Source organism: Bradyrhizobium sp. CCBAU 25338 (assembly GCF_028128965.1).
GTDB lineage: Bacteria > Pseudomonadota > Alphaproteobacteria > Rhizobiales > Xanthobacteraceae > Bradyrhizobium > Bradyrhizobium liaoningense.
Window position 1 is genome coordinate 77623 of record NZ_LFKY01000039.1, and the last position, 26934, is coordinate 104556.

General features: G+C 64.9%; 26 protein-coding genes. 13 read left to right on the forward strand and 13 right to left on the reverse strand.

Going from position 1 to position 26934, the window contains the following annotated elements:
• The first annotated feature begins 71 nt into the window (after positions 1-71).
• Both rocD and ACM42_RS22390 read left to right on the forward strand, forming a co-directional pair.
• The gene (gene rocD, locus ACM42_RS22385) at positions 72-1286 is read left to right on the forward strand and encodes an ornithine--oxo-acid transaminase (protein WP_271529967.1); all 1215 of its coding nucleotides are present in this window, start codon (positions 72-74) and stop codon (positions 1284-1286) included.
• A gap of 496 nt (positions 1287-1782) precedes the next feature.
• On the forward strand, positions 1783-3240 hold the full coding sequence (locus ACM42_RS22390; RefSeq protein ID WP_271529968.1) for a Spy/CpxP family protein refolding chaperone: 1458 nt from the start codon (positions 1783-1785) through the stop codon (positions 3238-3240).
• A 115-nt stretch (positions 3241-3355) separates the two neighbouring features.
• Here the strand turns inward: ACM42_RS22390 and ACM42_RS22395 are convergent, their stop codons facing one another.
• The 9 genes from ACM42_RS22395 to ACM42_RS22435 form a co-directional block, all read right to left on the reverse strand.
• A complete protein-coding gene (locus ACM42_RS22395) occupies positions 3356-4219 on the reverse strand; it encodes a sugar phosphate isomerase/epimerase family protein (RefSeq protein WP_271529969.1) in 864 nt (287 codons plus the stop codon).
• A complete protein-coding gene (locus ACM42_RS22400; protein WP_271529970.1) occupies positions 4219-5409 on the reverse strand; it encodes a dihydrodipicolinate synthase family protein in 1191 nt (396 codons plus the stop codon). The genes ACM42_RS22395 and ACM42_RS22400 overlap by 1 nt, the downstream gene beginning before the upstream one ends.
• Positions 5410-5419: 10 nt before the next feature.
• On the reverse strand, positions 5420-6571 hold the full coding sequence (locus ACM42_RS22405; RefSeq protein WP_271529971.1) for a Gfo/Idh/MocA family protein: 1152 nt from the start codon (positions 6569-6571) through the stop codon (positions 5420-5422).
• Complete coding sequence (locus ACM42_RS22410) at positions 6568-7965, reverse strand: hypothetical protein (protein ID WP_271529972.1); 1398 nt, start codon at positions 7963-7965, stop codon at positions 6568-6570. Before ACM42_RS22410 ends, ACM42_RS22405 begins: the two co-directional genes overlap by 4 nt.
• Before the next feature lie 195 nt (positions 7966-8160).
• The gene (locus ACM42_RS22415) at positions 8161-9006 is read right to left on the reverse strand and encodes an ABC transporter ATP-binding protein (protein ID WP_271529973.1); all 846 of its coding nucleotides are present in this window, start codon (positions 9004-9006) and stop codon (positions 8161-8163) included.
• 151 nt (positions 9007-9157) lie between these two features.
• Positions 9158-10150 (reverse strand): ABC transporter substrate-binding protein, encoded by a 993-nt coding sequence (locus ACM42_RS22420; protein WP_271529974.1) that lies wholly within the window; start codon positions 10148-10150, stop codon positions 9158-9160.
• A gap of 73 nt (positions 10151-10223) precedes the next feature.
• On the reverse strand, positions 10224-11033 hold the full coding sequence (locus ACM42_RS22425; RefSeq protein ID WP_271529975.1) for an ABC transporter permease: 810 nt from the start codon (positions 11031-11033) through the stop codon (positions 10224-10226).
• Between the two features lie 293 nt (positions 11034-11326).
• Complete coding sequence (locus ACM42_RS22430; protein ID WP_271529976.1) at positions 11327-12034, reverse strand: TetR/AcrR family transcriptional regulator; 708 nt, start codon at positions 12032-12034, stop codon at positions 11327-11329.
• Between the two features lie 209 nt (positions 12035-12243).
• Positions 12244-13092 (reverse strand): VOC family protein, encoded by an 849-nt coding sequence (locus ACM42_RS22435; protein ID WP_028180783.1) that lies wholly within the window; start codon positions 13090-13092, stop codon positions 12244-12246.
• Positions 13093-13303: 211 nt separating this feature from the next.
• Here ACM42_RS22435 and ACM42_RS22440 point away from each other — a divergent pair, with 211 nt between their 5' ends.
• A complete protein-coding gene (locus tag ACM42_RS22440) occupies positions 13304-14197 on the forward strand; it encodes a sugar kinase (RefSeq protein ID WP_271529977.1) in 894 nt (297 codons plus the stop codon).
• 20 nt (positions 14198-14217) lie between these two features.
• Positions 14218-15132: a ribokinase gene (locus ACM42_RS22445; RefSeq protein WP_271529978.1), complete on the forward strand. Its 915-nt coding sequence runs from the start codon at positions 14218-14220 to the stop codon at positions 15130-15132.
• 4 nt (positions 15133-15136) lie between these two features.
• Here the strand turns inward: ACM42_RS22445 and ACM42_RS22450 are convergent, their stop codons facing one another.
• Positions 15137-16357 carry an NAD(P)/FAD-dependent oxidoreductase gene (locus ACM42_RS22450; RefSeq protein ID WP_271529979.1) on the reverse strand — a complete coding sequence of 407 codons (1221 nt, stop codon included), beginning with the start codon at positions 16355-16357 and terminating at the stop codon, positions 15137-15139.
• 237 nt (positions 16358-16594) lie between these two features.
• Here ACM42_RS22450 and ACM42_RS22455 point away from each other — a divergent pair, with 237 nt between their 5' ends.
• Both ACM42_RS22455 and ACM42_RS22460 read left to right on the forward strand, forming a co-directional pair.
• Positions 16595-17389 carry an enoyl-CoA hydratase/isomerase family protein gene (locus ACM42_RS22455; protein WP_271529980.1) on the forward strand — a complete coding sequence of 265 codons (795 nt, stop codon included), beginning with the start codon at positions 16595-16597 and terminating at the stop codon, positions 17387-17389.
• Complete coding sequence (locus tag ACM42_RS22460) at positions 17386-17961, forward strand: histidine phosphatase family protein (protein ID WP_271529981.1); 576 nt, start codon at positions 17386-17388, stop codon at positions 17959-17961. Before ACM42_RS22455 ends, ACM42_RS22460 begins: the two co-directional genes overlap by 4 nt.
• 67 nt (positions 17962-18028) lie before the next feature.
• Here the strand turns inward: ACM42_RS22460 and ACM42_RS22465 are convergent, their stop codons facing one another.
• On the reverse strand, positions 18029-19747 hold the full coding sequence (locus ACM42_RS22465) for an IlvD/Edd family dehydratase (RefSeq protein ID WP_271529982.1): 1719 nt from the start codon (positions 19745-19747) through the stop codon (positions 18029-18031).
• A 519-nt stretch (positions 19748-20266) separates the two neighbouring features.
• Here ACM42_RS22465 and ACM42_RS22470 point away from each other — a divergent pair.
• On the forward strand, positions 20267-21208 hold the full coding sequence (locus tag ACM42_RS22470) for a hypothetical protein (RefSeq protein ID WP_271529983.1): 942 nt from the start codon (positions 20267-20269) through the stop codon (positions 21206-21208).
• Between the two features lie 18 nt (positions 21209-21226).
• On the opposite strand, the gene ACM42_RS22475 is transcribed toward ACM42_RS22470, so the two are convergent.
• On the reverse strand, positions 21227-22159 hold the full coding sequence (locus tag ACM42_RS22475; protein ID WP_271529984.1) for a LysR family transcriptional regulator: 933 nt from the start codon (positions 22157-22159) through the stop codon (positions 21227-21229).
• Positions 22160-22260: 101 nt separating this feature from the next.
• Between ACM42_RS22475 and ACM42_RS22480 the strand changes: the two genes are divergently transcribed.
• The 5 genes from ACM42_RS22480 to ACM42_RS22500 are packed head-to-tail and all read left to right on the forward strand — an operon-like array spanning position 22261 to position 25031.
• Entirely contained in the window at positions 22261-23073 is an 813-nt protein-coding gene (locus ACM42_RS22480; protein WP_271529985.1) for an SDR family NAD(P)-dependent oxidoreductase, read from the forward strand.
• A 30-nt stretch (positions 23074-23103) separates the two neighbouring features.
• The gene (locus ACM42_RS22485) at positions 23104-23637 is read left to right on the forward strand and encodes a YkgB family protein (RefSeq protein WP_271529986.1); all 534 of its coding nucleotides are present in this window, start codon (positions 23104-23106) and stop codon (positions 23635-23637) included.
• Between the two features lie 51 nt (positions 23638-23688).
• Positions 23689-24129, forward strand: a complete 441-nt coding sequence (locus tag ACM42_RS22490) for a cupin domain-containing protein (protein WP_271529987.1) — start codon at positions 23689-23691, stop codon at positions 24127-24129.
• Complete coding sequence (locus ACM42_RS22495; protein WP_271529988.1) at positions 24122-24577, forward strand: carboxymuconolactone decarboxylase family protein; 456 nt, start codon at positions 24122-24124, stop codon at positions 24575-24577. The genes ACM42_RS22490 and ACM42_RS22495 overlap by 8 nt, the downstream gene beginning before the upstream one ends.
• Before the next feature lie 43 nt (positions 24578-24620).
• Positions 24621-25031 carry a cupin domain-containing protein gene (locus tag ACM42_RS22500; RefSeq protein WP_271529989.1) on the forward strand — a complete coding sequence of 137 codons (411 nt, stop codon included), beginning with the start codon at positions 24621-24623 and terminating at the stop codon, positions 25029-25031.
• Between the two features lie 7 nt (positions 25032-25038).
• Here ACM42_RS22500 and ACM42_RS22505 read toward each other — a convergent pair whose 3' ends face one another.
• Positions 25039-25863 carry an NAD-dependent epimerase/dehydratase family protein gene (locus ACM42_RS22505; protein WP_271529990.1) on the reverse strand — a complete coding sequence of 275 codons (825 nt, stop codon included), beginning with the start codon at positions 25861-25863 and terminating at the stop codon, positions 25039-25041.
• Positions 25864-25952: 89 nt separating this feature from the next.
• Here ACM42_RS22505 and ACM42_RS22510 point away from each other — a divergent pair, with 89 nt between their 5' ends.
• Positions 25953-26930 carry an SMP-30/gluconolactonase/LRE family protein gene (locus ACM42_RS22510; RefSeq protein ID WP_271529991.1) on the forward strand — a complete coding sequence of 326 codons (978 nt, stop codon included), beginning with the start codon at positions 25953-25955 and terminating at the stop codon, positions 26928-26930.
• Positions 26931-26934 lie beyond the last annotated feature (4 nt).

Below are 26934 nucleotides of genomic sequence, written 5' to 3' on the forward strand. Positions count from 1 at the left end.
ACCCAAATCAAGCTGAAGACCACCGGTGCAGTCAGTTGAGGACCCCGCGCGCAGCAATGGAGTGACGACAGATGAGCTCGTCGGTCATTGATTTCATCGCAACGGAAGCACGGTTTGGCGCCCATAATTACGAGCCGATCGGGGTCGTCTTGTCGCGCGGCGAAGGTGTCTGGGTCTGGGATACCGAAGGCAACCGCTATCTCGATTGCCTCTCGGCCTATTCGGCGGTCAGCCAGGGCCACTGCCACCCCAAGATCCTGGCGGCGATGGTCGAACAGGCGCACAGGCTGACGCTCACCTCGAGGGCCTTCCACAACGACCAGCTCGCCCTGTTCTACGAGGAGATCGCCGCGCTCACCGGCTCCCACAAGGTGCTGCCGATGAACAGCGGCGCCGAGGCGGTCGAAAGCGCGATCAAGGCGGTTCGCAAATGGGGCTATGAGGTGAAGGGTGTGCCGGACGGTGCGGCCGAGATCATCGTCTGCGCCAACAATTTCCACGGACGCACGCTTGGCATCGTCGGCTTTTCAACCGACCCCGAGACACGCACACATTTCGGGCCGTTCGCGCCGGGTTTCAGGATCATCCCGTTCGGCGACGCCGCGGCGTTGCAAGACGCCATTACCCCAAACACCGTCGCCTTTCTGGTCGAGCCGATCCAGGGCGAAGCCGGTGTCATCATTCCTCCGGCCGGCTATTTCACTGAGGTGCGCCAGCTCTGCACCGCCAACAACGTGATGCTGGTGCTCGACGAGATCCAGACCGGGCTCGGCCGCACCGGCAAGCTGCTGGCCGAGCAGCACGAGGGAATCGAGGCTGACGTGACGCTGCTCGGCAAGGCCCTGTCCGGCGGTTTCTATCCGGTGTCGGCCGTGCTCTCGAACAACGACGTGCTCGGGACTTTGAGACCCGGGCAGCATGGTTCGACCTTCGGCGGCAACCCGCTTGCCTGCGCGGTGGCGCGTGCGGCAATGCGCGTGCTGGTCGAGGAAGGCATGATCGAGAACGCGGCCACGCAGGGCGCGCGCTTTCTGAAAGGCTTGAAAGACATTCGTGCCAATACGATCCGCGAGGTTCGCGGGCGCGGCTTGATGCTGGCGGTCGAGCTGCATCCCGAGGCCGGCCGCGCTCGCCGCTACTGCGAGGCGCTTCAGGGCAAGGGCATCCTCGCCAAGGATACCCACGAGCAAACGATCCGCATCGCCCCGCCGCTGGTGATCACAAGCGACCAGGTCGACTGGGCGCTGGAGCGGCTCGCCACCACCCTGACGCAGGATTTCTCTTGAGACTGCCTGCGTCGGAAGATCGCAATGGCGGCCGTGGCCAACAACGAACGATTCCCCCAGCCGTGCGTTGAATGTCGTGGGCGATTACGAGCTGGGAGCCACAATCATGCTTCCGCGTGGCGTTTGCCTTACGGCTGTTCTAGTTGGTGCCTCGATGCTGGGGGCGAGCGTCATCGCGTTCGCCCAAGGACCCGGACAGGGACATGGAAGGGGCGGGCCACCGGGTCCAGCCGCAGCGCCGGCAGCACGGCCAGCAGCACCACCGGCCATGGCCCGCCCGGCGGCACCGCCAGCGATGGCACGTCCCGCCGCGCCGGCATCCCATCCTCCTTCCATGCCGCAGCGACCGGCCATGGCGCCACGTCCGGCACCACATGTCGCCTCGCCGCCACCGCGGCCGGCCCCACATGTCGCTGCGCCACCGCGAGCCGCCCCGCACGTGGCGGCGCCACGGCCTGAAGTCCATCGCCCGCCGGCAGCACCGCAACGTCCGGCCATGGCACCGCGGCCGACGCCGCACATCGCCGCCCCCTCGCGCCCGAGCGCGCCGCCCATAAGCGAGCGGCTGTCGCGACGGGAGCAGATCGAACAGCGTGCGCAGCAGCATCAGCAGCAGATCCAGCAGCGCCAGCAGGTGGTGCAGCAGCGACAGCGCGAGACGCTGTCGCGCCAAACGACGGAGCGCCAGACCCGCATCGATCGTCTGCAGCAGCGCGTTCAGCAATTGCAATCGCAAAAGGTGGAAGGCGCGCGAGCGCAACGCGAGCAGCAACGGATGCTCCAGACCCAGAACCGCTTGCTCGGTCGTGAGCAGCGCGCGCAGCAACTCGACCTGGCGCGCCAGCAGCGGCTCGGACTGCAGGCTCCGGCCGGGCGCGCCGCGGCGACTGCGGCCGCCGTGCAGGCTGCCGAGCGCGGGCGGTTCGCGGCGCGCTTCCGCGAGCATGCCACTCCGCAGACCCAGGCGGCCCTCCTCGCTCGCCAGAGCGGCTGGGCGCCCCGGCAAGCCTGGCGTCACCGTCATCCCGCGGTGTTCGTGGCATGGCTTGGGCCAGTGTTCTGGCCTTACGCTTATTCCGACATCTTCAACTACACGTTCTGGTCCTATGCCTACGAGCCCGGCTATTGGGCCTACGCCTATGACGATTTCGTCGATACCGTGTTCTGGGGTGGTGATAGCCCTTATTCCGCCTATGCCAGCACCAACCCGTATGACTATCCGCAAGCCCGCGGCGACCGCGCCCGTCCACGCGCCAGCGTGAGCCGACAAACGCTCGAGCAATTGTGCGGCGCACCGGACAAGGGCGTGACCGCTTGGCCGCTTGCCGATATCGCGCGCGCGGTGCAGCCGACATCGGAGCAACGCGCACTGCTCGACGAATTGAAGATCGCGGCGGCCAACGCTGCCGGCGTGTTCAAGGACTCCTGCGCGGAGACCTATGCACTGACACCCCCTGGCCGCCTGCGCGCGATGATGAACCGCATCGGCGCGACCCTGGAGGCCGTCAAGATCGTGCGACCGGCACTGGAGAATTTCTACAACTCGCTCAGTGACGAACAGCAGGCCCGCTTCAACGCGCTCGGCCCCAATGTCGGCGACCGCTCATCCCAGCAGCAGGAAGCGAGTAGCGAGAGCTGCGGCGATCCGAAGTCCAGCCTGACCCAGCTGCCGATCCAGAGGATCGAGGCTGTGCTGCACCCTGCAGGCAAGCAGAAGGAGGCGCTCGACCGTCTCAGCGATGTGACGGCCAAGGGCGTTGAAGCCTTGCAGGCGGCCTGTCCGAACGATGTGCCCCTGACGCCGGTTGGACGGCTCGAAGCGATGCAGCGTAGGCTTGAAGCCATGCTGACGGCCGCCAAGCTGGTCGAACCTGCGCTGGACGAGTTCTACGCCACGCTGAGCAGCGAGCAGAAGGCGCGTTTCAACACCTTACAACAGGTCGCAAGCCCGTGAGGGCACCGCGCCTGACCTGGAGCACGATGAAATTTGGCTCGGTCGGTTGTTCCAGGTTCACCTCTCCCCAGCGGGGAGAGGTGCTAGCATCGATTCAACCCAAACTCATACCGCATTAGACCACCGTCTTGTGCCGCGCGATGCAGGTGCGCAGCACCTCGTTCATCGGCTTGCCCCACCAGTCGTTGGAGAAGATCTCGATCTCGGAATAGCCGGCAAAGCCCTGCGCTTCGACCGCTTGACGCACCGATTTGATATCGATGACGCCGTCGCCCATCATGCCGCGGTCGTTGAGGATGTCTTTTGTCGGCACCAGCCAGTCGCAGACGTGGAACGCGAGCAGGCGATCCTTGCCGGCACGCGCGATCTGGCTCATCAGCTCCGGGTCCCACCAGATGTGATAGACGTCGAGCGCGACGCCGAGCATGCCGCTGCGATCAGGGTCGAGCCGGTCGCAAATGTCGAGCGCGTGCTTCGTGGTGTTCACGCAGGCGCGGTCGGCGGCATAGGCCGGATGCAATGGCTCGATCGCCAGTGGCAGCTTCGCCTGTCGGGCGTAGTCGAGCATCTCGGCGAGCGCTTCCTCGACCTGTCCGCGCGCCGCCGCGATGTCCTTCGAGGCTTCGCTGCCCGGCCGCGAGTATTGCGGAAGGCCGCCGACCACGAGGACGATGCAGGGCGCGCCCAGCGCCTTGGCTTCATCGACGCAGCGCCTGTTGTCGTCCCGCACCTCGCCCCGGCGCGAGGCGTCCGAGGTGAACATGCCGCCGCGGCAATAGCCCGACAGCTCGAGGCCGGCCTCGCGCACGGCGCGCGCGGCGCGCTCGAGACCGACGGCAGCGACCTGGTCGCGCCAGGGATCGATGGCGCGGATGCCGTGCCTGGCACAGGCCTCGATGATCGCGACGAGGTCACCCTGCTTGCGGACGGTCGCCGTGTTCAGCGACAGCCAGCGGTGGTCGGACGAGAAATCGCGCATCAGGACTCCAGTCCGTGCGAGGCGAGCACCGTCTTCATCCGCCGCGTCGCCAACTCCGGATTGGAAAGCAAACCGGCCTGATCGGCCAGACGAAACAGCTCGGCCAGATGCAGCATCGATCGCGCGCTCTCCTGGCCCCCGACCATGGTGAAATGGTCCTGATGGCCGTTGAGGTACGCCATGAACACGACGCCCGTCTTGTAGAAGCGCGTCGGCGCCTTGAAGATGTGACGCGACAGCGGCACGGTCGGCCCGAGCACGTCGTGGAAGCCGGTCTCGTCGCCGGCCGCCAGCCGCGACAACGCGTAGGACGCCGCCGGCGCGATCGCATCGAAGATGCCGAGCAGCGCATGCGAGAAGCCCTGCTCGTCGCCGGCGATCAGCTCGGCGTAATTGAAGTCGTCGCCGGTATACATCTTGATGCGCTTGTCGAGACGACGGCGCATGTCGATCTCGCGCTGCTTGTCGAGCAGCGAAACCTTGACGCCGTCGACCTTGGCTGCGTTGCCGTTGATGATGGCGACCGCCGTGTCCATCGCCTTGTCGAGATCCCTAGTGCCCCAATAGCCCGTCAGCGCGGGATCGAACATGTCCCCGAGCCAGTGAATGATCACGGGCTCGCGAACCTGCGACAGCACGCGGTCATAGACCTTGGCATAGTCGTCGGCGTTGCGGCCAAGCCTGGCCAGTGCGCGCGACGCCATCAGGATGATGCGACCGCCGACCTTCTCGACTGCCGAGATCTGCTCCTCGTAAGCACGGATGACGTCGTCAAGGCTCTTGGCATCCTCGACCGCGAGATGGTCCGTGCCGGCCCCGGAGAACACCAGCGCGTTGCGACGCTTGGCGGCGCCGACCGAGCGCGTGATCAGCTCCAGCGACGTCGGCCAGTCCAGCCCCATGCCGCGCTGCGCAGTGTCCATGGCTTCGGCAACGCCAAGGCCGAGATCCCAGACGTGCTCGCGGAAGGCGATGGTCTTGTCCCAGTCGACGGCGACCGAGAGCCAGGGATCGTTGTCAGCGAAGGGATCGGCGACGGTGTGCACGGCGGAGAAGGCGATGCGGTTTAGCGGTCCCTCGAGCTTTGCGGGAAACGTGCGCGAGGCCGCGAGCCGGTAGGTCTCGATCGAGCGATCGGCCTTCGGCAGCTTCAACGACAATGACGACATCGGCAGGACGGGTTTGTTCATTGTTCCACCCTCAGGCCTTGATTGGGGCGACGTCGATCCAGCGCCGCTCCTTCCAGCTCTTCAGCGCGCATTCGGCGAGCTGCACGCCCTTGGCGCCTTCGAGCAGCGTGAACTTGTAGGGCGCATCCTCGTAGACGTGGCGGATGAACATCTCCCACTGCTCCTTGAAGCCGTTGTCGTAGGTGACGTTGTCGGGCAGCTTCTGCCAGTCGCCGTAGAAATCGTGCAGCCGCTTCTCGTCGGGATTCCACACCGGCCGGGGCGTCGCCTGCCGCGCCTGGATCATGCAATCGGTAAGGCCTGCGACCGCCGAGCCGTGCGTGCCGTCGACCTGGAAGGTGACGAGGTCGTCACGATAGACGCGCGTCACCCAGGACATGTTGATGTGAGCGATGATGCCGCCCTCGAGCTGGAACGTGGCGTAGGCGGAATCGTCCGCGGTCGCCTTGTACTTCTTGCCCTGCTCGTCGTAGCGCTCGGGGATGTCGGTGTTGCCGATGCAGACCACGCTCTGGACGTTGCCGAACAGGTTGTCGAGCACGTAGCGCCAGTGGCAGACCATGTCCAGGATGATGCCGCCGCCGTCCTCGTCGCGGTAATTCCAGGACGGCCGCTGCGCCTCCTGCCAGCCGCCTTCGAACACCCAATAGCCGAACTCACCGCGCACCGAGAGGATGCGGCCGAAGAAGCCTGAATCTCGCAGGAAGGCGATCTTCTTCAGGCCCGGCAGGAACAGCTTATCCTGGACCGTGCCGTGCTTGACTCCCTTGGAATTGGCGAGCTTGACCACTTCGAGCGCTTCTTCGAAGTTCGTGGCGATCGGCTTCTCGCAATAGACGTGCTTGCCCGCATTGATGGCTTGCGTCAGCAGACCGGGGCGCGCCTGCGTGGTCGCGGCGTCGAAGAACATGGTATCGTTCTTGTCGGCGAGCGCCGCATCGAGGTCGGTGGTCCAGCGTGTGATGTTGAAGCGCTTGGCAAGCGCCTCGACTTTCTCGGCGCTGCGGCTGACCAGGATCGGATCGGGCATGACGCGGTCGCCGTTCTTCAGGCGGACGCCACCCTGGTCGCGGATCGCGACGATCGAGCGGATCAGATGCTGGTTGAGCCCCATGCGGCCGGTGACGCCGTTCATGATGAGGCCGAGGCGTTGGGTGGTCATGCCAATTGCTCCTGAAGTGATGTTGGCCGTGCAAGCGGGCGCAGTGCCGACCAGTCCGGATGGACGGAGGTCGCAAAACCCGTTGCGTGAAGCGATCCCGTCAGGAGATCGCCGTTGTGGATGGAGAGCCGGATGCCCTGCCCGGCGTCGGCATAGAGATCGGAATGCGCGGCGGAGAAGGCCTGGGCTTCGGCGGTAGGCGTGTCGCCGAAACCGTCGACATAGTGGTGGCCGTTGCGTTCGGCGTGGGTGACGCCGATGAAGGCACCGAGCGCGAGGTCCTGCTGCACGGCAAGACCAGCCTGGCAGGTCAGGTCTTCACCGGTGATGAAGAACGTTTCGCCTTCCGCGCTCCATTTCGCTGCGCGCGTGGCATTGACGATGGATTTGTAGAGTCCCTTGCAGGATTTTGACGAGATGCCGCGATAGCCGAGGGCCCGGGCGGCCGGAAAAGCATCGTAGGAATCGTCGGCTTCGTCGATGATGAAGCCGTGGGCGGCCAGCGAGCCGAGCGGCGACTGCCGCGTGATGTCGCGCGGCATTGGCTGTTCGACATAAAGCAATCGCGCCGCGATCTGGCGCAGCGCGGCGTCATGATCAAGCCGGTCGATCAGCGCTCGCAACGCGGCGAGGTCGGCGTACTGCTCGTTGGCGTCGAGCGTCAGCTTGTAGTCATACCCCAGCGTATCGAGCTCCTTGCCGATCCGGGCAAGCCGCGCCGCGTCGGCCGCGGGATCGCCCGACAGCTTGAGCTTGAAATAGCGCGCACCCGCGTTCTCCCGCGGGTCGGCAACGCCGCCCTCGCCTTCTACGGGATCGTCAAGACCGACGGTGTGCCTGATGGCAACACGCTCCAGCGGCGCCCGGCCGCGGAGGAACGTGGCGATGTCCGCCCCCACAAGGTCAGGCGAGAGTCGCGCGTCCATGCCGGCGATGTTGCCGGCCATCCCGTCGAAGAAATTGGTTTCAACGCCTCGCAGCAGCGCATCGAGGATCGCCTTGTCGATCTCGGCCGGCCCGTAAGCAGCGGCGAGCGCCGGAATGTTCTTCTTCGCGCAGGTCGCGATCTGCGCCCCGATGCACGAGGCATGCAGATCGAACGCGGTCTGGTATCCGGTCCGCGCCAGGTAGAGACCGCGCGCGATCTCCAGCGAGCGGCGCAAGCCGTCCACCGTCTGCGCCGGCGACAGCTCCGGCCGCTTGTCGAACCATTTGGGCACCAGCAGCTCGGCGCTGGCGCCCGCCGCAACGCCCCTGCCCTCGACCTCGATCTCGACCCGCACGAACAGCTGCGGCGTCGCGTTGATCGTGATTGCGCCGAAGCGGAACGGCCGCGCGAACTGCACCGGACGTTCGAAGAAGGCGATGTCTCGCAGCTTCAGGCGGGGTGACATGGTGTTAGTTGGCTCCCGAGATGCGGCAGTGCACCTCTCCCGCTTGCGGGAGAGGTCGGCGCAAAGCGCCGGGTGAGGGCTTTCTCCTCTGGGGGGTTCTCGCGAGCGGAGACACCCTCTCCCCAACCCTCCCCCGCAGGCGGGGGAGGGAGCGCACCGTTCGTGCGGTTGAGGACACAAGAAATCCCATCAGACCTAGTCCAATGCACCTTGCGAGAAGAAATGCTTGCGGATGCGCTGCACGAGCTCGGTGAAGACGGGATCGGCCATCACGTCGAGCGAGCGCGGGCGCGGCAGCGGCACGTCGTAGATCGCGGCGATCGCGCCGGGGCGCTCGGTCATGACCAGCACGCGGTCGGCGAGGAACACGGCCTCGGGAATCGAATGCGTGATCAGCAGCACCGTCTTCTTCGTCTCGCGCTGGATCCGCATCAATTCGACATTCATGCGTTCGCGCGTCAACGCATCGAGCGCGCCGAACGGCTCGTCCATCAGCATGATCCTGGGATCGTGCACCAGCGCGCGGCAGATCGAGGCACGCTGCTGCATGCCGCCGGAGAGCTGCCAGGGCAGCTTCTTCTCGAAACCTTCGAGTCCTACCAGCTTCAGGAGCGCCTTGGCGCGTTCGAGATATTTTTGCCGGGGCAGCCGCTTCATGTCGATCGGCAGCATCACGTTGGACAGGATGTTGCGCCATGGCAGGAGCAGCGCGTTCTGGAAGACGATGCCGACATTGCCATGCGGCGCCGTCACCTTCTCGCCCTCGACCAGGATCTCGCCCGTCGTGGGCGGCAGCAGGCCCGAGATCAGCTTGAGCAGCGTGGACTTGCCGCAGCCGGATGGGCCGACCACGACGAAGAACTCACCGTCGTTGATATGGAAGTCGAGCGGCCGCAGCGACGGCACGTCGCCGTCGCGTGTCCGATAGGTCTTCGACACGCCTGACAGCTTGATGCCCGACGCATCGCCCGCCCGGTCGTTCACCAGTCTCAGATGCGCGGCCGGTGTGCTGACATCGATTGGTTTGGTCGCAGGACTCATCGCAGCCCTCTCCACCCGTCGTCCCTGCGAACGCAGGGACCCATACGCCGTGCCGGCGCGTTCGGGCACGCGGGGAGAGACCTTCCGCACCAATTGAGGCCGGTGGTTATGGGTCCCTGCGTTCGCAGGGACGACAGCGAAGAATGATCGCTCACGTGCCACTCTTCGGCAGATAATCATTGGTGTAGAAGGCCTTCGGGTTCTCCTTGGCCTTGGCGTCGAGGCCGCCATATTCGACCAGCAGATTGACGGTCTCGGTCATGTTCTGATCGGTGACCTGGAACGGCCGCTTGCCCTTGGTCTCCGCGGTCCGGTAGAGCGGAATGGTCAGCTCGAAGCCTTGCGTCAGCGTGTCGATCTTGCCGCCCTTGGGGTTGGCATCGAGGATCGCCTGCGCCGCGGCCTTCGGCTCCTTCTCGGCGGCTTCGACCGCTTTCGTCGTCGCCGACATGAAGCGGCGGACGAGATCGGCATTGGCCTTCACATAGTCGGAATTGGCGATGATGCCCGACGACACCATGTTGATGCCGTAGTCGGCGAACTTGATCGGGTAGACGTCCTTGCCGGTGGCGTCCTTGATCTTCATCGACTGGTCCATGACGTAGCCGAGCAAAAGGTCGGCCTGGCCATTGATGACGGCGTTGAGCTTGGTCTGGCCGTCGCCGGCAACGGTCTTGAAATCGCTCTCCTTCAGGCCGGTCTTTTTCAGGAACAGCGGCCAGATCTGGGTCATGGAATCAGCGGGCGTGATCGCCACCGTCTTGCCCTTGATATCCTCGGGCTTCCTGATGTTCTTGTCGACGAAACCCATCGCGGACATCGGGCTGGTCTGCAGCAGCACGCCGGTCGCAACCACGGGCGCGCCCTTGATCGCGGCGCGCATCATGGTGGGGACGTCGACATAGCCGAAATCAGCGGTCTTGGCGGCGACGGCCTGCGTGGTCGCAGCCGAGCCGCGGCCTTCCTGGATTTCGAGGTCGATGCCTTCGGCGGCATAAATGCCCATGGCCTTGCCGTAATAGAATGGTGCGTGCTCGCCATAGACGTACCAGTTGAGCATCAGCACGACCTTGTCGGCCGCCTGCGCCGGCATGGCCGCGAAGGTCATCAGCACCGCCGAGACAGCCCCAATCAAGCGCTTCATCGTCAATCTCCCTTGCCCTTGTTGCGTCGGCCGTTGGTGGCCGTTCGTTGCTTCATTTCAGAGCCGAAAATACTCAAGCGGCGAAAATCACGTCCTCGCGCTGGCTGACATGCCAGGGAATGACCAGCTTCTCGATCCGGTCCACGATCCAGAACAGGACCACGCCGAGCAGCGCGAGGATCACCAGCGCCGCGAACATCGTCGGCAGGTCGAACGTGCCGATCGAGCGCTGCATCACGTAGCCTAAGCCGGAATTGGAGCCGACGAACTCGCCGACGACGGCGCCGACCACGGCGAGCGTCACCGACACTTTGAGGCCGGAGAAGATCGCCGGCAGCGCATGCGGCAGGTTCACCGCGCGGAACACCTGGAAACGGCTGCCCTGCATGGCGCGGGCGAGATCGACCATGTCAGGATCGACCGACTTGAAGCCCTGCACCGCCGAGACCACCACGGGGAAAAAGCCGAGCAGGAACGCGGAGATCACCTTTGGAATGATGCCGAAGCCGAACCAGACCACGAACAGCGGCGCGATCGCGATCTTGGGCACCGACTGCGAGAACACCAGCAGCGGATAGACGTAGCTCTCCACCGTCCTGGAGCCTGCGATCAGCATCGCCACGGGAATGCCGAACAGTGCCGAGAGCAGGAAGCCGCAGACGGTCGCATAGGTGGTCGGCCATGACTGGCGCAGCAGTTCCGGCCATTCGGTGCGAAGCACCGCGACGACATCGAGCGGCGACGGGATCTGATAGGCGGGAATCCTGAAGATTCGGATCGCGAGATCCCAGGCGACCACGATGAAGACCAGGAACAGAAACGGCCGAACCCAGGCCGCGTTCAGCATCTTGGACACCGCGTTTTGCGGCTTCGGCTCGGCCAATTTTCACTCCCGGCATCTTCTTCGCTGTGCGCAGAAATTAACCCGTTGGATAAATACTGTCCAGCGCTTTCCCTGTGACGTTTTGCGCCGGGGTTCCGGCAGCGGAAGCCACGCGAGGGGATGTGAGTGCATGGCAGCGTGGCAGGATCGTCGCGCCCGATCTCCGGTGTCATTCCCCGCGAAAGCGGGGAATCCAGTACGCCGCGGCTTGTCCGCATCCCACCAGCGTCTCTGGAATACTGGATCGCCCGATCAAGTCGGGCGATGACAGCGGAGATTGGGAAAAACAGCGACTACGCCGTCTGCACCACCGCGCTGCGCGACTTCGGCGCCTTGGCAATCTCGAACAGTGCCACGGATTGCCCTGTCAGCGCGGCGAGCACGAGGCCGACCATATGCGCCAGCCGTTCGTCCTTGGCCTTCTTGTCCAGGAGATCGCGGCCGAAGATCACGCTGAGCGTCGCCGAGTTGGAGAGATAGAAGAAGCTCAGCGCCGCGATCGAGATGTAGAGTTGCACCGGATCGACGGCGACCTGGAAGTCGCCGCTGTCGACACCGCGCCGCACCACGGTGCGGATCATCTCGACGAAGGGTGAATGCATCGACTTGACCTTGGTCGATTTCTTCAGGTGTTTTGCGCGCGCGAGGTTCTCGGTCTGGAGCAAAGACAGGAATTCGGGATTGCGCAGGAAGTAATTCCAGGTGAACTCGATCAGGCGGCGGATCGCCTCGGGCGGATCGAGATGCTCGAGATCGAGCCCCCGCTCCTCGCTGCGGATCTTGTCATAGGCGCCTTCGAGCACCGCGAGATAGAGTTCGTCCTTGTTGCCGACGTGATAGTACAGCATGCGCTTGTTCGCGCCGGCCTTTGCCGCGATGCGGTCGACGCGCGCGCCGGCGAGCCCATGGGCGGAAAACTCCTGCTTGGCGGCTTCGAGAATGCGCAGCCGCATCCCCTCGGGGTCGCGCTGCCATTTCAGAGTTCGCTTTGCCTTCGCCAAACCGGGTGCTCGCTGGAGGTGCTCTCAGGCCAGCGTGTAACACGCGGGCGGGCGTTTGAGAACGATCTCGTGCCCCAGACGCAATTTCGTAGGGTGGGCAAAGGCGCACTTGCGCCGTGCCCACGCCTTCTCATCAAGCCGCCAAGACGTGGGCACGCTTCGCTTTGCCCACCTACGGGAGTCTTCGACGGAGGAGAGAGCGACGTCCCTCACTCCACCGGCTTCGGCGAGCGCTCCAGCAGCACGGTCTGAATCCCGCAGGTCCCGTTCCGCACCGTCATGATCCGCGTGCCCGGCTTGCGGCCGTTGCGGACTTCGCTGACGTCGAGGCCGGCAGCGATCAGGCGGGCACGAGTGGCGTCGATGTCGGCGACCCGCCAGCTCAGGCCCCAGAGCCGGTCATGCGTGAGGTCACCGCCGGCGACGGGCCGGCGCACCACCTCGACAATGAGGTCGCCGCAGCGGAAAAACATCAGCTGGCCCCAGTCCTGGTGCGAGCGGTCGAGCGCGAGATCGAGCCCGAGCCGGGCGCCGTAGAGCGCGGCGGCGCGCTCGGAATCCTCGGTGGTGATGACGACGTGGTCGAGCGCGTCGATCGGCGCGATGTCGGTCGCGACCGACTTCGGACGCTCGTCGGCCAGTTCGAGGAAGAACATGCGCACGCCGCGCGTGAGCTCCGTGGCGGCACGCGTGCGCTTCCAGTGCAGCACGGCATCGCTGACCGCATCGCTGCTTTCGACCTCCGCAACCGGGTCCGGCCTCAGGGCCACCCGCTCCAGCCGCCGGTGCATCTTGCCGATGTCCGCGACCCGAAAGCACAGGCTGGCGAGCATGCCCTCCTGGTCCTCGAGCAGTGCGCGCATGCGGTCGGCGGTGACGCTGAAGCCGCTCGGCGCCATCAGCTCGATCGTCATGTTGTCGAGGGTGAACAGCACCCGGTCAGCGCCCTCGCCGGAGTTCTGCCAGGCCGGCGCGCGGGCGAGCAGCGTCTGATAGGCCGCCTTGGCCGCACCGATATCGCTCACCAGAACGACGATGTGATCGAGGCCGGTGATCATCCTGCACCCTTAAATCGACTTGGAACCCGTGGACCGACAGACGGCGTTTGTCCGGGCTTGGCATTGGCCCGACATGGTCGTATTCCGGCACCATGCTGACCTCAAGCGCTTCGGGCGGCAGTTTTGCGAATAATTTCAGCGTCCCTCCGGAGCGGAACCGGTGCTAGAGTAATCCCGCCGGCCGGGACCACAAGCGCATCACGGACAAGCAATGCAGGCTCTCTTCATCGGACAGACCTATATCGACGTCGTCTTCATCACCGACCACATGCCGACCGGCGACGAGAAGCATGTGGCCTCGGACTACGCGGTCTCCTTCGGCGGCAATGCGGTGACGGCGGCCTTCTGCTGCGCCAAGCTCGGCATCGTGCCGGATCTCATCGCCACGGCGGCCAATGACTGGCTGGGGCGCATGTTCCAGGACATGTGCGCCAAGTATGGTATCTCGCTGCATGGGCGCAAGGTCAACCAGTCCTCGCTCTCCTTCATCATGCCCAAGGACGGCAAGCGCGCCATCGTCCGCTGCCGCGACGACGAGCATATCCATCCGTTCCCGATGCTCAATCTCGGCGGCTGCCGCGCGCTGCATGTCGACGGCCACCAGCCGGACGCCGCGATCCACTACGCCAAGGTGTGCCGCGAGACGGGCATACTGACCTCGCTCGACGGCGGCGGCCTGCGCACCAACACACATGAGCTGCTCGAATATATCGACGTCGCCATCGTCGCCGAACGCCTGTGCGAACAGATGGACCTGACGCCGGAGAAGATGCTCGACTACCTCAAGGGCCGCGGCTGCAGGATCGGCGGCGTCACCATGGGCGAGAAGGGCCTGCTCTGGTACGACGAGACAGGAACGGTGCAAGTAATGCCGGCGATGCCGATCCCGCGCGAGCGCGTCATCGACACCAACGGCGCCGGCGACGTCTTCCACGGCGCCTATGTCTATTCCTACCTCGCCCATCCCGGCAAAAGCTGGCGCGAGCATTTCGATTTCGCGCGCGCCGCCTCGACCTTCAAGATCCAGCGCCTCGGCAACGAGGCCGGCCTGCCGACACTCGTCGACATCGCCAAGGTCAGGCACGAGTTCGAGGTCAGGGTCTAGCGGTCGCTGAGGTCTCTCTTATGGGGCGCGTCTTCGTCGCCGGCAGCATCAACATGGATGTCGTGGCGACCGCCGATCGCCATCCCAGGGTCGGCGAGACCGTCGCCGGCCGCCAGGTGCTGTATTTTCCAGGCGGCAAGGGTGCCAACCAGGCGGTCGCGGCGTCACGGCTTGGCGCGCGGACCACGCTGATCGGGCGGCTGGGGAAGGATTCATTCGGAGGCGAGCTGAAGGCCTTTCTCGGCGAGCAGGGCATCGATCTCGGTTACGTCCAGGAGACGGCGGAGGCGCACACCGGCACGGCCATCATCACGGTGGCGGAGGCCGACAACACCATCGTCGTCATTCCCGGGGCGAACGGGCTGGTCGGCGCCGACGACGTCGAGGTCGTGCCGCTGCTGGCGGGCGACGTCGCCGTCAGCCAGTTCGAGATTCCGCTGCCGGCCATCGCCGCGTTCTTCCGGCGCGCCCGTGCCGCCGGAGCCACGACGCTGCTCAACCCGGCACCGGCGCAGGCCATGTCCCGCGAGCTGCTCGCGCTCGTCGACATCCTCGTGCTGAACGAGACCGAGCTCGGCTTCCTCGCAGGCAGCGGGCTCTCCGAAAGCGACGAGGCGACAAGGATCATTGCCGTGGCGCGGCGGCTTCAGGCGCGCGCGGACCAGACCATCTGCGTCACGCTCGGCAAGCGCGGCGTGCTCGCGCTGGCGGGGCGCGAGCAGATTGCGGTGCCCGGCCGTGCCGTGAAGGCGCTCGACACGACGGGCGCCGGCGATTGCTTTGTCGGCGCGCTGGCCGCGCAACTGGCCGACGATGTGCCCTTGCGCGCCGCCCTCGCCTTCGCCAATGCCGCCGCCTCGATCAGCGTGCAGCGGATGGGCGCCGGGCCGTCGATGCCGACGGCCGCCGAGGTCACGGCGGTTTTGCCGCGCTAAGCGCTCACGCCAGCGCGCTCTTCAGGTCGAAGCTCTCGTCCGCGGCCTGCTCCGGCGTGATCGAGCGATCCATGCTCTGCAAGCGGCGGCCGAACATATGGTCGCCGGCGCGGTTGATGGATTCGATGCCGAGCAGCTTGTCGCCCTTGTAGCAGAACGCCGAGAACGCCTTCTTGGCGGGATCACCGCGCAGCACGACGCGGTCGTAGCCGGTGGTGAGCCCTGCGATCTGGAGCTTGTCGTCGCCCTGGTCGCTCCAGAACCAGGGATGGCTGTCGTAGGGCTTCTTGTCGCCTGTCAGCCGCGCCGCGAGGCAGCGGGCGTGATCGGTGGCGTTCTGCACCGATTCCAGCCGCAGCGATCCGCCGAAGCGCGGGCTTGCGAACAGCGCGCAATCGCCGATCGCCGAGATGTCAGGATCGGCCGTCGCAAGATATTCGTCGACGATGATGCCGGCCGCGACCGGTAGCCCCGCCTCGGCCGCGAGCTCGATGTTCGGCAGCACGCCGACTCCGACCACGACGAGATCGGCCGGCAGATGCCGTCCGTCGCTCAAGGAGACGCCGGTGACCTTGCCGTCCTCCGCCTCGATCGAGGTGGCCTGCACGCCGAGATGGATGCGGATGCCGGCCTCGCGATGGCGGTCCTGGAAATATTCCGAGACCTCGGCGGTCACTGCGCGCGCCATCACGCGCGGGGCGAGCTCGAGCACATCGACTTCGAGGCCCTTGATCCGCGCGGTGGAGGCGAATTCGAGGCCGATGAAGCCGGCGCCGATGATCACCGCACGTGACTTCGACGGCATGATCTTGCGCAGCGCCTCGCTGTCGTCGAGGATGCGCAAATATCTCACGTCGGGCAGGTTGGCATTGGGCAGGTCGAGCAGGCGATTGCGCGCGCCGGTCGCCAGCACGAGGTGGCCGTAGGACAGCGTCTCACCGGATCCGAGATGCACCTTGTGCCCCGCGCGGTCGATCGAGGCGGCGCGGCCCGCGATCAGCTCGATCTTCTGGTCCTGATAGAATTTCTCGGGCCGGAACATCAGGCTCTCCGGTCCGGCAGAGCCCTTGATGTAGGCCTTCGACAGTGGCGGGCGCTGATAGGGCAGATGCGCCTCGTCGTTGACCAGGCAGATGCGCTCCGAAAAGCCGGCCTGGCGCAGCGATGCCGCGACCTGATAGCCGCCATGGCCTGCGCCGACGATGATCACCGGACCGCCCGTCATTGGACAGCCCATTTCCGGAAGACACGAGCGTAACCCATGCCGTCTCCTCTCTCGCTTCTCTCGCTGATTTTGGTTTGCTGGCCTTAGGAGGAGCCGGCGCTCGTGTCCGTTCCCTGGCGAAGGCGAGCCCATTTGAGCCTATCGTTCCGCCCCGCGCAAGAGCGGCGGCTGGGGATTGTCACCCCTCGCCTTCTGCGATTTAGTTCGAGCCTCGACCTCCTGCCGGGGATTTTCCAGATGACTGCTCCCGTCTCAAAGCCCGATGATCCCGCGCTGCTGCGGATCGACGGCCCGATCGCGACCATCACGCTGAACCGCCCTGCTGCGTTCAACGCGATCAACCTTGCGATTGCCCAGAAGCTCGAACAGCTCGCGGCCTATATCGAAGCCGCGGACGACATCCGCGTCGTCGTCCTCGAAGGCGAAGGCCGCGCGTTTTGCGCCGGCGGCGATCTGCAGACGATCGGAGCCGCCGCCGAAGCCGGCACGGTGACGCCCGTCGTCGGCGAGCTGCTCAAGCACTATCATGCCTTCATCGAGATCGTCAGGCGCATGCCGAAGATCTCGCTGTCCAGCGTGCACGGCTCGGCCGCCGGCGCCGGCATGGGCCTCGCCTTCGTCACCGACCTCTGCATCGCCGCCGACGACGCCAGGTTCACGCCCGCCTATGCCAAGATCGGGGTGTCGCCGGACGGCGGCTCGACCGTCGGCATCGTCGGTACGGTGGGCTCGCGCCGGGCGCTGCAGATCTTTCTCGCCGAGGACAATTTTACCGCGCAGCAGGCCTATGAATGGGGCCTCGTCGCCAAGACCGTTCCCGCAACCGAGCTGAAAGCGGCGACGCGGCAGCTTGCCGAACGGCTGGCGCAGAACCCGCCGGCCGCGATCGCCGGCACCAAGCAGCTGGTCTACCAGGCCGCGACCACGCCGGTGAAGCAGCAGCTCGATGCCGAGGAGCACAAGATCATCATGGCGATGAACACGGAGGCGTTCCGCACCGCCGTGAAGAAGTTCACGAGCAAGTCGAAGTGACGAGGCCCGCGCGCACGTTCTACGGCCTCCGTCACGGTGCGACCGACTGGAATCGCGAGGGGCGATTCCAGGGCCGCACCGACAATCCGCTGAACGACGATGGCCTGCGACAAGCGCGCGAGGCCGCGCACGTGCTGCGCGGCGTCGGCATCAGCCGCATCGTCGCAAGCCCCCTGGTACGCGCGGCGCGGACGGCCGAGATCATCGCGGACGTGATCGCGGTGCCGCTCGCGATCGACGACGGCATCATCGAGTACGATTTCGGCAGCTTTGAAGGCCTCCCCGTCCGCGACCTCATGATCAAGCACGGCGTCAAATCCGCGACGGGTCTCGTGTCGATCCTGCCGGCCGACGGCGAAAGCTGGGACGCCATGGCCGGACGGTCGCTGGCCTGCGTCTCGGGGTGGCTCGCGCGCCATCCCGACGACAATCTCCTGTTCGTCTGCCACGACGCCGTGATGCAAGCCATGGCAAACGCACTATGTGGCAGCTATTTCAAGAACAGCCACGGCACGCCGTTCCGCTACCTGCACGAAGACGCGCAGTGGCGGATCGAGCAGGTCGCCATCTAGGACAGATGCAGCCTGTCTCCGCCGGCAATTTGAAGCAGCCGATCCGAGCGTTCGTTCGCGCGCCCGATCAACGCTTCTCCGTCTGCTTCCCGGTCCTCTGCATGAAGTCGAAGTCGCAGCCCTCGTCGGCCTGCATGATGGTCTCGTTGAACAGCCAGGCGTAGCCGCGCCGCGTTTCCTCGGGGACGGCGGCCGGCTTCAGCGCGGCGCGTCGCCGCTCCAGCTCGGCGACATCGACCAGCAGCTCGATGCTGCGCTTTTCCACATCGAGGCGGATCATGTCGCCGTTCTGCACCAGCGCCAGCGGGCCGCCGACGGCGGATTCCGGCGTGATATGCAGCACGATGGTGCCGAACGCGGTGCCGCTCATGCGCGCATCCGAAATGCGCACCATGTCCTTGGTGCCGCCGCGCGCGAGCTTCTTCGGGATCGGCAGATAGCCGGCTTCCGGCATGCCCGGCGCGCCTTTCGGGCCGGCATTGCGCAGCACCAGTACGTCGTCGGCGGTGACGTCGAGATCGGGATCGTCGACCCGCAAGGTCATGTCCTCGACCGATTCGAAAACGACTGCCCGCCCGGTGTGCCGCAACAGTTTCGGGCTCGCGGCCGACTGCTTGATGACGGCGCCGCGCGGTGCGAGATTGCCGTGCAGGATGGCGAGGCCGCCTTCCTTCTTGATCGGATTGTCACGCGAACGGATCGCGTCCTGCCCAGGCACGTCCTCTGCATTCGCCACGACATCGCGCAGCGTCTGGCCCGAGATGGTCCTGGCGTCGAGATCGACGAGATCGCCGAGCTGCGCCAGCAATTTCGGCACGCCGCCGGCGTGATGGAAATGCTCCATGTAATGCTCGCCGGACGGCTTGAGATCGACCAGCACCGGCACCTCGCGGCCGATCTGATCGAACACTTCGAGATCGAGCCGGTGCGGCGAGCGATGCGCCATCGCGGTCAGATGGATCAGGCCATTGGTCGAGCCGCCGATCGCCTGGAGGACGACCTGCGCATTCCTGAAAGAGGCCGGCGTCAGCAACTCGCTGGGCTTCGGCCCCTTCGTCTTCGCCATCTCGGCGGCCACCTTGCCGCTCGCCTCGGCGAGACGGAAGCGCTCGGCATGCGGCGCCGGGATCGTTGCGCTCATCGGTAGCGACAGGCCCATGGCTTCGATCATGCAGGCCATGGTCGAGGCCGTGCCCATCACCATGCAGGTGCCGACCGACGGCGCGAGGCGCCCGTTCACCGCCTCGATCTCGACGTCGTCCATGTCGCCGGCGCGATATTTCGCCCATAGACGGCGGCAATCGGTGCAGGCGCCCAGCACCTCGCCCTTGTGATGGCCGACCACCATGGGCCCCACCGGGATCACCACCGTCGGCAGATCCGCGCTGATCGCAGCCATCACCTGCGCCGGCAGCGTCTTGTCGCAGCCGCCGATCACGATCACCGAATCCATCGGCTGGGCGCGGATCATCTCCTCGGTGTCCATCGCCATCAGATTGCGCAGGTACATCGAGGTCGGATGCGCAAAGCTCTCGGCGATCGAGATGGTCGGAAACACGAACGGCATCGCGCCCGACAGCATCACGCCGCGCTTGGCGGCTTCGATGATGTCAGGGACATTGCCGTGGCAGGGATTGTAGTCGCTATAGGTGTTGGTGATGCCGACGATCGGGCGCTCCAGCGCGTCGTCGGAGTAGCCCATCGCCTTGATGAACGCCTTGCGCAGGAACAGCGAGAAGCCGGCATCGCCGTAGCTGGTCAAACCCTTGCGCAAGCCGCTCGTCATCAGGTCGCTCCCTTCAGCTTTGTCGCCGTGGTAAGGCCAGCCCCCTGATTGTCAATAAGCCGAGTTGCAGCCCTGACGCTTGGTGGCCGGGGCCCTCCTCGAGCGAGCATGCCACAGCACGGCTCGTCGCAGGTTCAACTTCCGAAGGTGATCCTGCATCTGGTTTGCCGATTTCGACGCTCCCCGAACGAGTGTGGAGTGCTCCGGCTTTCCGACCTCTCTGGCGCGGATTCGGTGGAACTCGACGCAGCTCCAATTCTCATGGTGCAAGCAGCCTGAACCTCGTGGCCACCAGCACAGCTGCGCACCTTCAGATTTCCCTCGCTCTCTGGCCTCGAACGCAACTAAGAACGATTAGCAAGTAGTTGCATTCCCGGCAATTCTATGGGATCTTCTTGCGAATGACTTGCAATCGCAGGGCGCTTGCGCGCGAACCCACAGCCCCCTGCGTCGATTAGTGCCCTGGTTTGCGTGGGTTGGTGGACTGTTGTGGTGAGAAAATCGAGATTCCCGAGCGCAATGGCAGCGGCAGCCATCGTCGCCGGTCATCTGGCGAGCTCCGCTTCCGCTGACGAGGGCGCACGCGGCCTCGCCTATGCCGCTCCCTGGCCCGGCTCCGCACCCGGCCTCGGCGTCGACAAGCTGGCGGGCGGGTTGCCGTCGACCCATGCGGAGATCGACACCGAGCACATCTTCGGTTTCAGCATGGGATCCGACATCGGCAAGCCCGGGGAAATCGAAGTGGAATTCGAAAATGTCGGCGCGTTCGGCAAGCGCTCCGGCACCTACGCGGCCTGGGCCAATCTCAATCAGGTCAAGTACACGGTCTCGGACAATTTCCGGATCGCACCGGGATTTGCTCTGAGCGGACAGCGCATCAACGGCGTTCCGGGACTTGCCGATCATTCGGATGTCGCTTTCGGCGGCGCCGCGCTCGAACTGCGCTACAAGCTGGTCGATCGCGCCGTCGCACCCTTTGGGCTCACCCTCCACGCACAGCCCGGCTGGAGCCGGATCGACGACGCCAGCGGCGTGCATATCCAGCAATATGGCGCAGAGTTTGCCGCGCTGTTCGATCGCGAGCTGGTCAAGGACAGGCTGTTTGCGGCCTTCAACGTCTGGTACGGGACCGGCGGAACCCGCGAGATCGTCACCAATCTTTGGCGACACGATTCCGAGATGCAGCTGCAGGCAGCGATCTCGTACGCAGTGCAGCCCGAGCTCGTGCTCGGCCTCGGCGTTCGCTACGCGCGGGCGTATGACGGCGGCGCACTCGACCGCTTCGTAGGCGATGCGGTCTTCGCCGGCCCGACCTTCTCCTACACCATCTCGAAGGAAGTCGGCATCTCCGGCACCTGGCAGATGCAAGTTACAGGCAGCGCGGTCGGCGACAGCCGCAGCCTCAACCTGGAGCAGTTCGAGCGGCACCAGGCGCTACTGCGTCTCAACCTGCATTTCTGATGTCCGCGCCCGACACAGTCACGTCCGCTGCTTCCGCAACGCCACGTCCCGGGGCATGTCGGCCAGGCGCGCCCTCAGGCGCGGTACTGCAAAATCGAGAAAGGCTCGCAGTTTGGCCGGCATGAAGCGGTTGGGCGAATAGACGAAGTTGACCGGCTGCGGCGGCGGCTGAAAGTCCTGCAGAAGCGCGACCAGCTCTCCGGACCGCAGCGGGTCGGCGACGAGGTATGAGAACGCGACGGTGACTCCTATGCCTGCGCGCGCGGCATCGAAGGCCGATTCGAGATTGCTCGCAATGAAGCGCGACCGCACCGGGACAGCATACTCGGTCTGCCCTCGTTTGAACCTCCAGATGTTCGGCGACTGAAGCGGAGGATAGCTGATGCAGTCATGCGCAGAGAGATCGTCGGGGGACTTCGGTATCCCGCGCAATTCCAAATAGGCCGGACTGGCGCAGGCCACGCGGCGAATTTCTCCCGCTCGCACGGCGATCAGGCCGCTGTCGGCGAGATCCCCGACGCGAAGCGCGACGTCAATGTGCTCGTCCAGGAGATTGAGCGTCCGGTCCTGCAGGTTGAGCTGAACGTCCACTTCCGGGAATGCCGCAAGGAACTCGGCCAGAATTGGCTGCAGGCACAGGCGACCGAGTGCGACGAGCGTCGTGACGCTCAGATCTCCGCGCGGCGTGGTGTATTCGCCGGAGGCAACGCGCTCGGCCTCGGCGAGATCGGCGAGAATTCGCTTGGCCGCGGCGATGTAGGAGCGCCCGGCGTCGGTGGGAACGAGGACGCGGCTCGATCGGTGAAAGAGCTTGGTGCGCAGGTGCTCCTCGAGCTCCGACACCTTCCGGCTCACCGTTGCCAGCGGCATTTTCTGACGGCGTGCGGCGGCGGACAGGCTGCCGGCCTCCGCCACCGCCAAAACCACCGACATGCTTTCGAGACGATCCATGGGAAACTTCCATATTCTGGAAGGATACATCCCGATTTTGCCAGATACCCGTCATTTCCGGAAGCACCTATTCCTCTCCGCACCGAAACGGAGAGACGAAAATGACCCAGACCAGAAAAGGCATTGCCCTCATCACCGGTGCTTCGACCGGAATCGGCGCGATCTACGCCGACCGCCTGGCGAAGCGCGACCACGACCTCATCCTCGTTGCGCGCAACAGGCAGCGGCTCGCATCGCTGGCGCGCAGGCTCGCCAACGAAAGCGGCGGCAAGGTAGAGACGGTGCAAGCCGATCTCACCTCCGCGTCCGACCTGCGCCATGTCGAGCAACTCCTCAGAACCGAGCCCGGCATCTCGGTGCTGGTCAACAACGCCGGCGTCGGCGCCTCAGCCCCGCTGATCGCCTCCGACATCGACAAGATGGAGGACATGATCCGCCTCAACGTCGGCGCGCTCACGCGCCTGACCCACGCGGCGGTCCCCGGATTCATCGACCGCGGCCACGGTACAATCATCAACATCGCTTCCATCGCCGCGATCGCGCCGGAACTGCTGAACGGCGTCTACGGCGGCTCGAAAGCGTTCGTGCTCGCCTTCACCCAGTCACTCGTTCACGAGCTCGCCGGCAAGGGCATCCGCGTGCAAGCCGTGCTGCCGGGCGCCACTGCGACCGAGTTCTGGGATGTCGCCGGTACACCGGTTCACCAACTGCCCGCCGAGATCGTCATGTCGGCCGACGACATGGTCGACGCGGCGCTCGCGGGTCTCGACCTCGGCGAGGTCGTGACGATCCCGGCGCTGGCCGACAATTCCGCATGGGATCGCCACGAGAGCACGCGGCTCGCCATGACGAACAAGCTCTCGAGCGCCATTCCCGCCCCTCGCTACAACCTGCACACGCACGTGAATGCGTGAGCGATACCCAGCATCAAAACGGAGACAACCATGTCACGCATCATCAGCCACCCGTCCACCTCACCCATCGCGCTGAGCCGCACCATCAGCTGGCGCGATCAGACTGAACGCCTGCTCGCCTACGCCGAACCGGTCAGCCGGATCGGTCTCTATGCATCGCTTGCAATCATCTATGCCTGGTTCGGCGGGATGAAGTTCACCGATTACGAAGCGCAGGGGCTGGTGCCTCTGGTGGAAAACAGCCCGCTGTTGCGCTGGTTCTACGCGCTGTTTTCGGTCCGCGGCTTCTCCACTTTTCTCGGTTTCGTCGAACTGAGCATCGGGTCTTTGATCGCGCTTCGGCTGGCAAGCCCGATCTATTCCACAGCCGGCGGCCTTCTCTCGGCCGGACTGTTCGTCACGACGCTGAGCTTCATGATCTCGACGCCTGGCGTCGTCGTGCCGGAGCTCGGGGCGCCCGCGATCACCGTCGCTCCGGGACAGTTCCTGCTGAAGGACGTCGGCCTCTTGGCTGCTTCCTTCTGGGTGTTCACGGACTCGCTGAAGGCCGTCATCCGCAGGTGAGGACTCGCGTCACAGCGCAACAGACACGAATTCGAAAACAGGAGACCCTCCATGAAAGTGCCATTCATCTTCGGGGCGGCTTTCGCTGCCATTGCGGGTGCGGCGCCCAGCGCCGCCCACGGCATCGGCGAAACGGTCACGCCGCACTTCGAGCAATCGATCCCCAATATCCCGGGCAAGTCAGTCGTCGCCCTGGTTGTGAAATACGCACCTGGCGGAGCGTCGCCTTCGCACATCCACGCCAAGTCGGCCTTCATCTTCGGCTACGTGCTGTCAGGCGCAATCGAATCTCAGGTGAACGACGGACCCAAACGGGTCTACCGCACCGGTGAGAGCTTTTACGAGCCGCCGGGCTCCCGTCATCCCGTCAGCCGCAATGCGAGCCGGTCCAAACCCGCAAGCCTGCTCGCAGTGTTCGTCGTCGACAGCAGCGAGAAGGATCTGACCACTGCCGTGCAGCAGAATCATCATCAAGGAGAGAAACATGAGTAAGCGTCTCGACTACAACCAGATCGCGCCGGCAGGCATCAAGGCGCTCGGCGGCGTCTACGGCTACGTCCTGCAGAGCCGGCTCTCCGCCACGCTGATCGAGCTGGTTTATCTGCGGATCTCGCAGATCAACAATTGCGCCTACTGCCTGGACATGCACACGCGCGACCTGCTCAAGAAGGGAGAGAACGTCGAGAAGATCGCGTTGCTGCAGGCCTGGCGCGAGGCCGGCAATCTCTTCGACGAACGCGAACAGGCTGCCCTGGCATGGGCGGAAACGGTGACGCGGGTTGCCGAGACCGGCGTCCCTAACGAGGCATACCAGGCCGCACGCGCCGTATTCGAGGAGCGTGAGCTTGTGGACCTCACGATCGCCATCAGCCTGATGAATGCCTACAACCGCATGGCCATCAGCTTTCGCGCAACACCCGCCGCAGCGGCCGCCGCCTGATCGACACCCGCGCAACGTCGCGCACAACCGAAAGGCCATTCACATGAAGAGATATGGAATCATCGTTGCGGCGGCGCTGATCGCCGCAACCAGCCTGACTTCGCTCGCCGCCCGATCCGAAGAGCCACGGCTGGGAGACATCAAGCGCACACATCTCATGAAGGAAGCTCTGAGCGTCCCCGGACGCGAGGTCGTCCAGGTCCGCGTCGATTTTCCTCCGGGCGTTGTCGCCGTCAGGCACAGTCACCCGGGCGAAGAGCTCGTCTATATGATCGAAGGCGAGCTGGAATATCGGCTCGACGGCAGGCCGCCGGTGATCCTGAAGGCCGGCGAGGTGCTGCTCATTCCTCACGGCGTACATCATGCGGTGACGAACGTCGGCAACGGCAACGCGGCGGAGCTTGCGACCTACATTGTCGAGACAGGCAAGCCGCTGTTGACGCTCGGCAGGTGAGCAGCTTTTAACGCTTGGTCCAGTCGATCACGCCGCCTGGGTCGGCATCGAACTCCATGCTGCAGAAGGTGCCGCCCTGGAAATAATCGCCGACGGGATCCGGCTTGAGCTTGGCCTGCTCCGCCATCGCGTGGTCACGGAAATCTTCGGCGCGGCCGGTCGGGCGATAGCCGAGCTCGTAGGCGCGGTGATTGTCCCACCAGGCACGCTCGTTGAAAGAGGCGCCGTAAAAGACCTCGAAATGGATGTCGGGATGTTCGAGCCCGATGCGGCAGAGCTGCACCAGATCATCGGGCTTGAGCCAGATCGCGAGCCGGCGCTGGTCGAGCGGCATGTCGCCGAAATTGCCGATGCGCAGGCAAGTCACCTTCAGGCCATGCTTGTCGGCGTAGAGCGCGCCGACGGCCTCGCCGAACACCTTGCTGACGCCGTAGCGGCTGTCGGGCCGCGCAGTGACCTCGGTGCCGATCCTGTGGTGGCGCGGATAGAAGCCGACGGCGTGATTCGACGAGGCGAACACCACGCGCTTGACGCCCTTGCGGTAGGCCGCCTCGAACAGATTGTAGCCGCCGATGATGTTGGCCTGGAGGATTTGATCCCAGCTGCCTTCGACCGAATAGCCGCCGAAATGGAGGATGCCGTCGACGCCCTCGCAAATCGCTTCGCATTGCGCGAGATCGGCGAGGTCGGCGGCCTTAAATTTCTCGTTCGCGCCGAGATCGGCCGGCGGCTTGATGTCGGAGAGCAGCAGATCCGGATAGATCGGCGGCAGCAGTTTCCGCAGGCTGGTGCCGATTCCGCCCGAAGCTCCCGTCATCAAGATGCGCGGCATGTCTTCCCTCGCCTGTGCTGACCGATTTGCGGTCACATGTCTCTAATGATAGCAGGTTTGTCCAGAGGGAACGAAACGAGAGAACCGACATGAATGAGGCATCGTCCCACACCCAGGAACGGCCAGGCTGGCGGCCGGCCAGCTACTATCCCGATCCAGCCATTCACGCACTCGATCCTCGCTTCGAAAAATACTGGCTGAAATTGTCGGCGGTGGAGCGGCTCGCGACCGGGCTGCGCTGGGCCGAGGGGCCGGTGTGGTTCGGCGACGGGCGCTATCTCCTGTGCAGCGACATCCCGAACCAGCGCATCATCAAATGGGAGGAGGAGACCGGTGCGGTCAGCGTGTTCCGCAAGCCCTCCAATTTCGCCAATGGCAACACGCGCGACCGCCAGGGCCGGCTCGTCACCTGCGAGCATGGCGGGCGGCGCGTGGTGCGCACCGAATATGACGGCAGCATCACCGTGCTGATGGATCAATTCAACGGCAAGCGGTTGAACTCGCCGAACGATGTCGTCGTCAAATCGGACGGCTCGATCTGGTTCACCGATCCGACCTTCGGCCTGCTCGGCAATTACGAGGGCTACACGGCAGAACCCGAGATCGAGCCGAACGTCTATCGGCTCGATCCCGCAACCGGCAAGGCGACCATCGTGGCCGAGGGTGTGCTCGGGCCAAACGGACTGTGCTTCTCGCCGGACGAGAAGATTTTGTATGTCGTGGAATCGCGCGGCGTGCCGAACCGCAAGATCCTCGCCTATGACGTCTCGCCTGACGGCACCACGATTTCCAACAAGCGCGTCCACATCGATGCAGGTCCCGGCACGCCCGACGGCATGCGCTGCGACATCGACGGCAATCTCTGGTGCGGCTGGGGCATGGGCGATCCCGAGCTCGACGGCGTCGTGGTGTTCGCGCCCGACGGAGTCATGATCGGCCGCATCGCGCTGCCCGAACGCTGCGCCAATCTCTGCTTCGGCGGCGTCAAGCGCAACCGCCTGTTCATGGCGGCGAGCCAGTCGATCTACGCGCTGTATGTGAATACGCAGGGCGCTGTGGGAGGATAGGCTC

Bases quoted from the DNA above. Each gene is read 5' to 3' on its own strand.
- rocD (WP_271529967.1), top strand. From the start codon at position 72: ATGAGCTCGTCGGTCATTGATTTCATCGCAACGGAAGCACGGTTTGGC.
- ACM42_RS22390 (WP_271529968.1), top strand. From the start codon at position 1,783: ATGGCACCGCGGCCGACGCCGCACATCGCCGCCCCCTCGCGCCCGAGC.
- ACM42_RS22395 (WP_271529969.1), bottom strand. From the start codon at position 4,219: ATGCGCGATTTCTCGTCCGACCACCGCTGGCTGTCGCTGAACACGGCG.
- ACM42_RS22400 (WP_271529970.1), bottom strand. From the start codon at position 5,409: ATGAACAAACCCGTCCTGCCGATGTCGTCATTGTCGTTGAAGCTGCCG.
- ACM42_RS22405 (WP_271529971.1), bottom strand. From the start codon at position 6,571: ATGACCACCCAACGCCTCGGCCTCATCATGAACGGCGTCACCGGCCGC.
- ACM42_RS22410 (WP_271529972.1), bottom strand. From the start codon at position 7,965: ATGTCACCCCGCCTGAAGCTGCGAGACATCGCCTTCTTCGAACGTCCG.
- ACM42_RS22415 (WP_271529973.1), bottom strand. From the start codon at position 9,006: ATGAGTCCTGCGACCAAACCAATCGATGTCAGCACACCGGCCGCGCAT.
- ACM42_RS22420 (WP_271529974.1), bottom strand. From the start codon at position 10,150: ATGAAGCGCTTGATTGGGGCTGTCTCGGCGGTGCTGATGACCTTCGCG.
- ACM42_RS22435 (WP_028180783.1), bottom strand. From the start codon at position 13,092: ATGATCACCGGCCTCGATCACATCGTCGTTCTGGTGAGCGATATCGGT.
- ACM42_RS22440 (WP_271529977.1), top strand. From the start codon at position 13,304: ATGCAGGCTCTCTTCATCGGACAGACCTATATCGACGTCGTCTTCATC.
- ACM42_RS22445 (WP_271529978.1), top strand. From the start codon at position 14,218: ATGGGGCGCGTCTTCGTCGCCGGCAGCATCAACATGGATGTCGTGGCG.
- ACM42_RS22450 (WP_271529979.1), bottom strand. From the start codon at position 16,357: ATGACGGGCGGTCCGGTGATCATCGTCGGCGCAGGCCATGGCGGCTAT.
- ACM42_RS22455 (WP_271529980.1), top strand. From the start codon at position 16,595: ATGACTGCTCCCGTCTCAAAGCCCGATGATCCCGCGCTGCTGCGGATC.
- ACM42_RS22465 (WP_271529982.1), bottom strand. From the start codon at position 19,747: ATGACGAGCGGCTTGCGCAAGGGTTTGACCAGCTACGGCGATGCCGGC.
- ACM42_RS22470 (WP_271529983.1), top strand. From the start codon at position 20,267: ATGGCAGCGGCAGCCATCGTCGCCGGTCATCTGGCGAGCTCCGCTTCC.
- ACM42_RS22475 (WP_271529984.1), bottom strand. From the start codon at position 22,159: ATGGATCGTCTCGAAAGCATGTCGGTGGTTTTGGCGGTGGCGGAGGCC.
- ACM42_RS22480 (WP_271529985.1), top strand. From the start codon at position 22,261: ATGACCCAGACCAGAAAAGGCATTGCCCTCATCACCGGTGCTTCGACC.
- ACM42_RS22485 (WP_271529986.1), top strand. From the start codon at position 23,104: ATGTCACGCATCATCAGCCACCCGTCCACCTCACCCATCGCGCTGAGC.
- ACM42_RS22490 (WP_271529987.1), top strand. From the start codon at position 23,689: ATGAAAGTGCCATTCATCTTCGGGGCGGCTTTCGCTGCCATTGCGGGT.
- ACM42_RS22495 (WP_271529988.1), top strand. From the start codon at position 24,122: ATGAGTAAGCGTCTCGACTACAACCAGATCGCGCCGGCAGGCATCAAG.
- ACM42_RS22500 (WP_271529989.1), top strand. From the start codon at position 24,621: ATGAAGAGATATGGAATCATCGTTGCGGCGGCGCTGATCGCCGCAACC.
- ACM42_RS22505 (WP_271529990.1), bottom strand. From the start codon at position 25,863: ATGCCGCGCATCTTGATGACGGGAGCTTCGGGCGGAATCGGCACCAGC.
- ACM42_RS22510 (WP_271529991.1), top strand. From the start codon at position 25,953: ATGAATGAGGCATCGTCCCACACCCAGGAACGGCCAGGCTGGCGGCCG.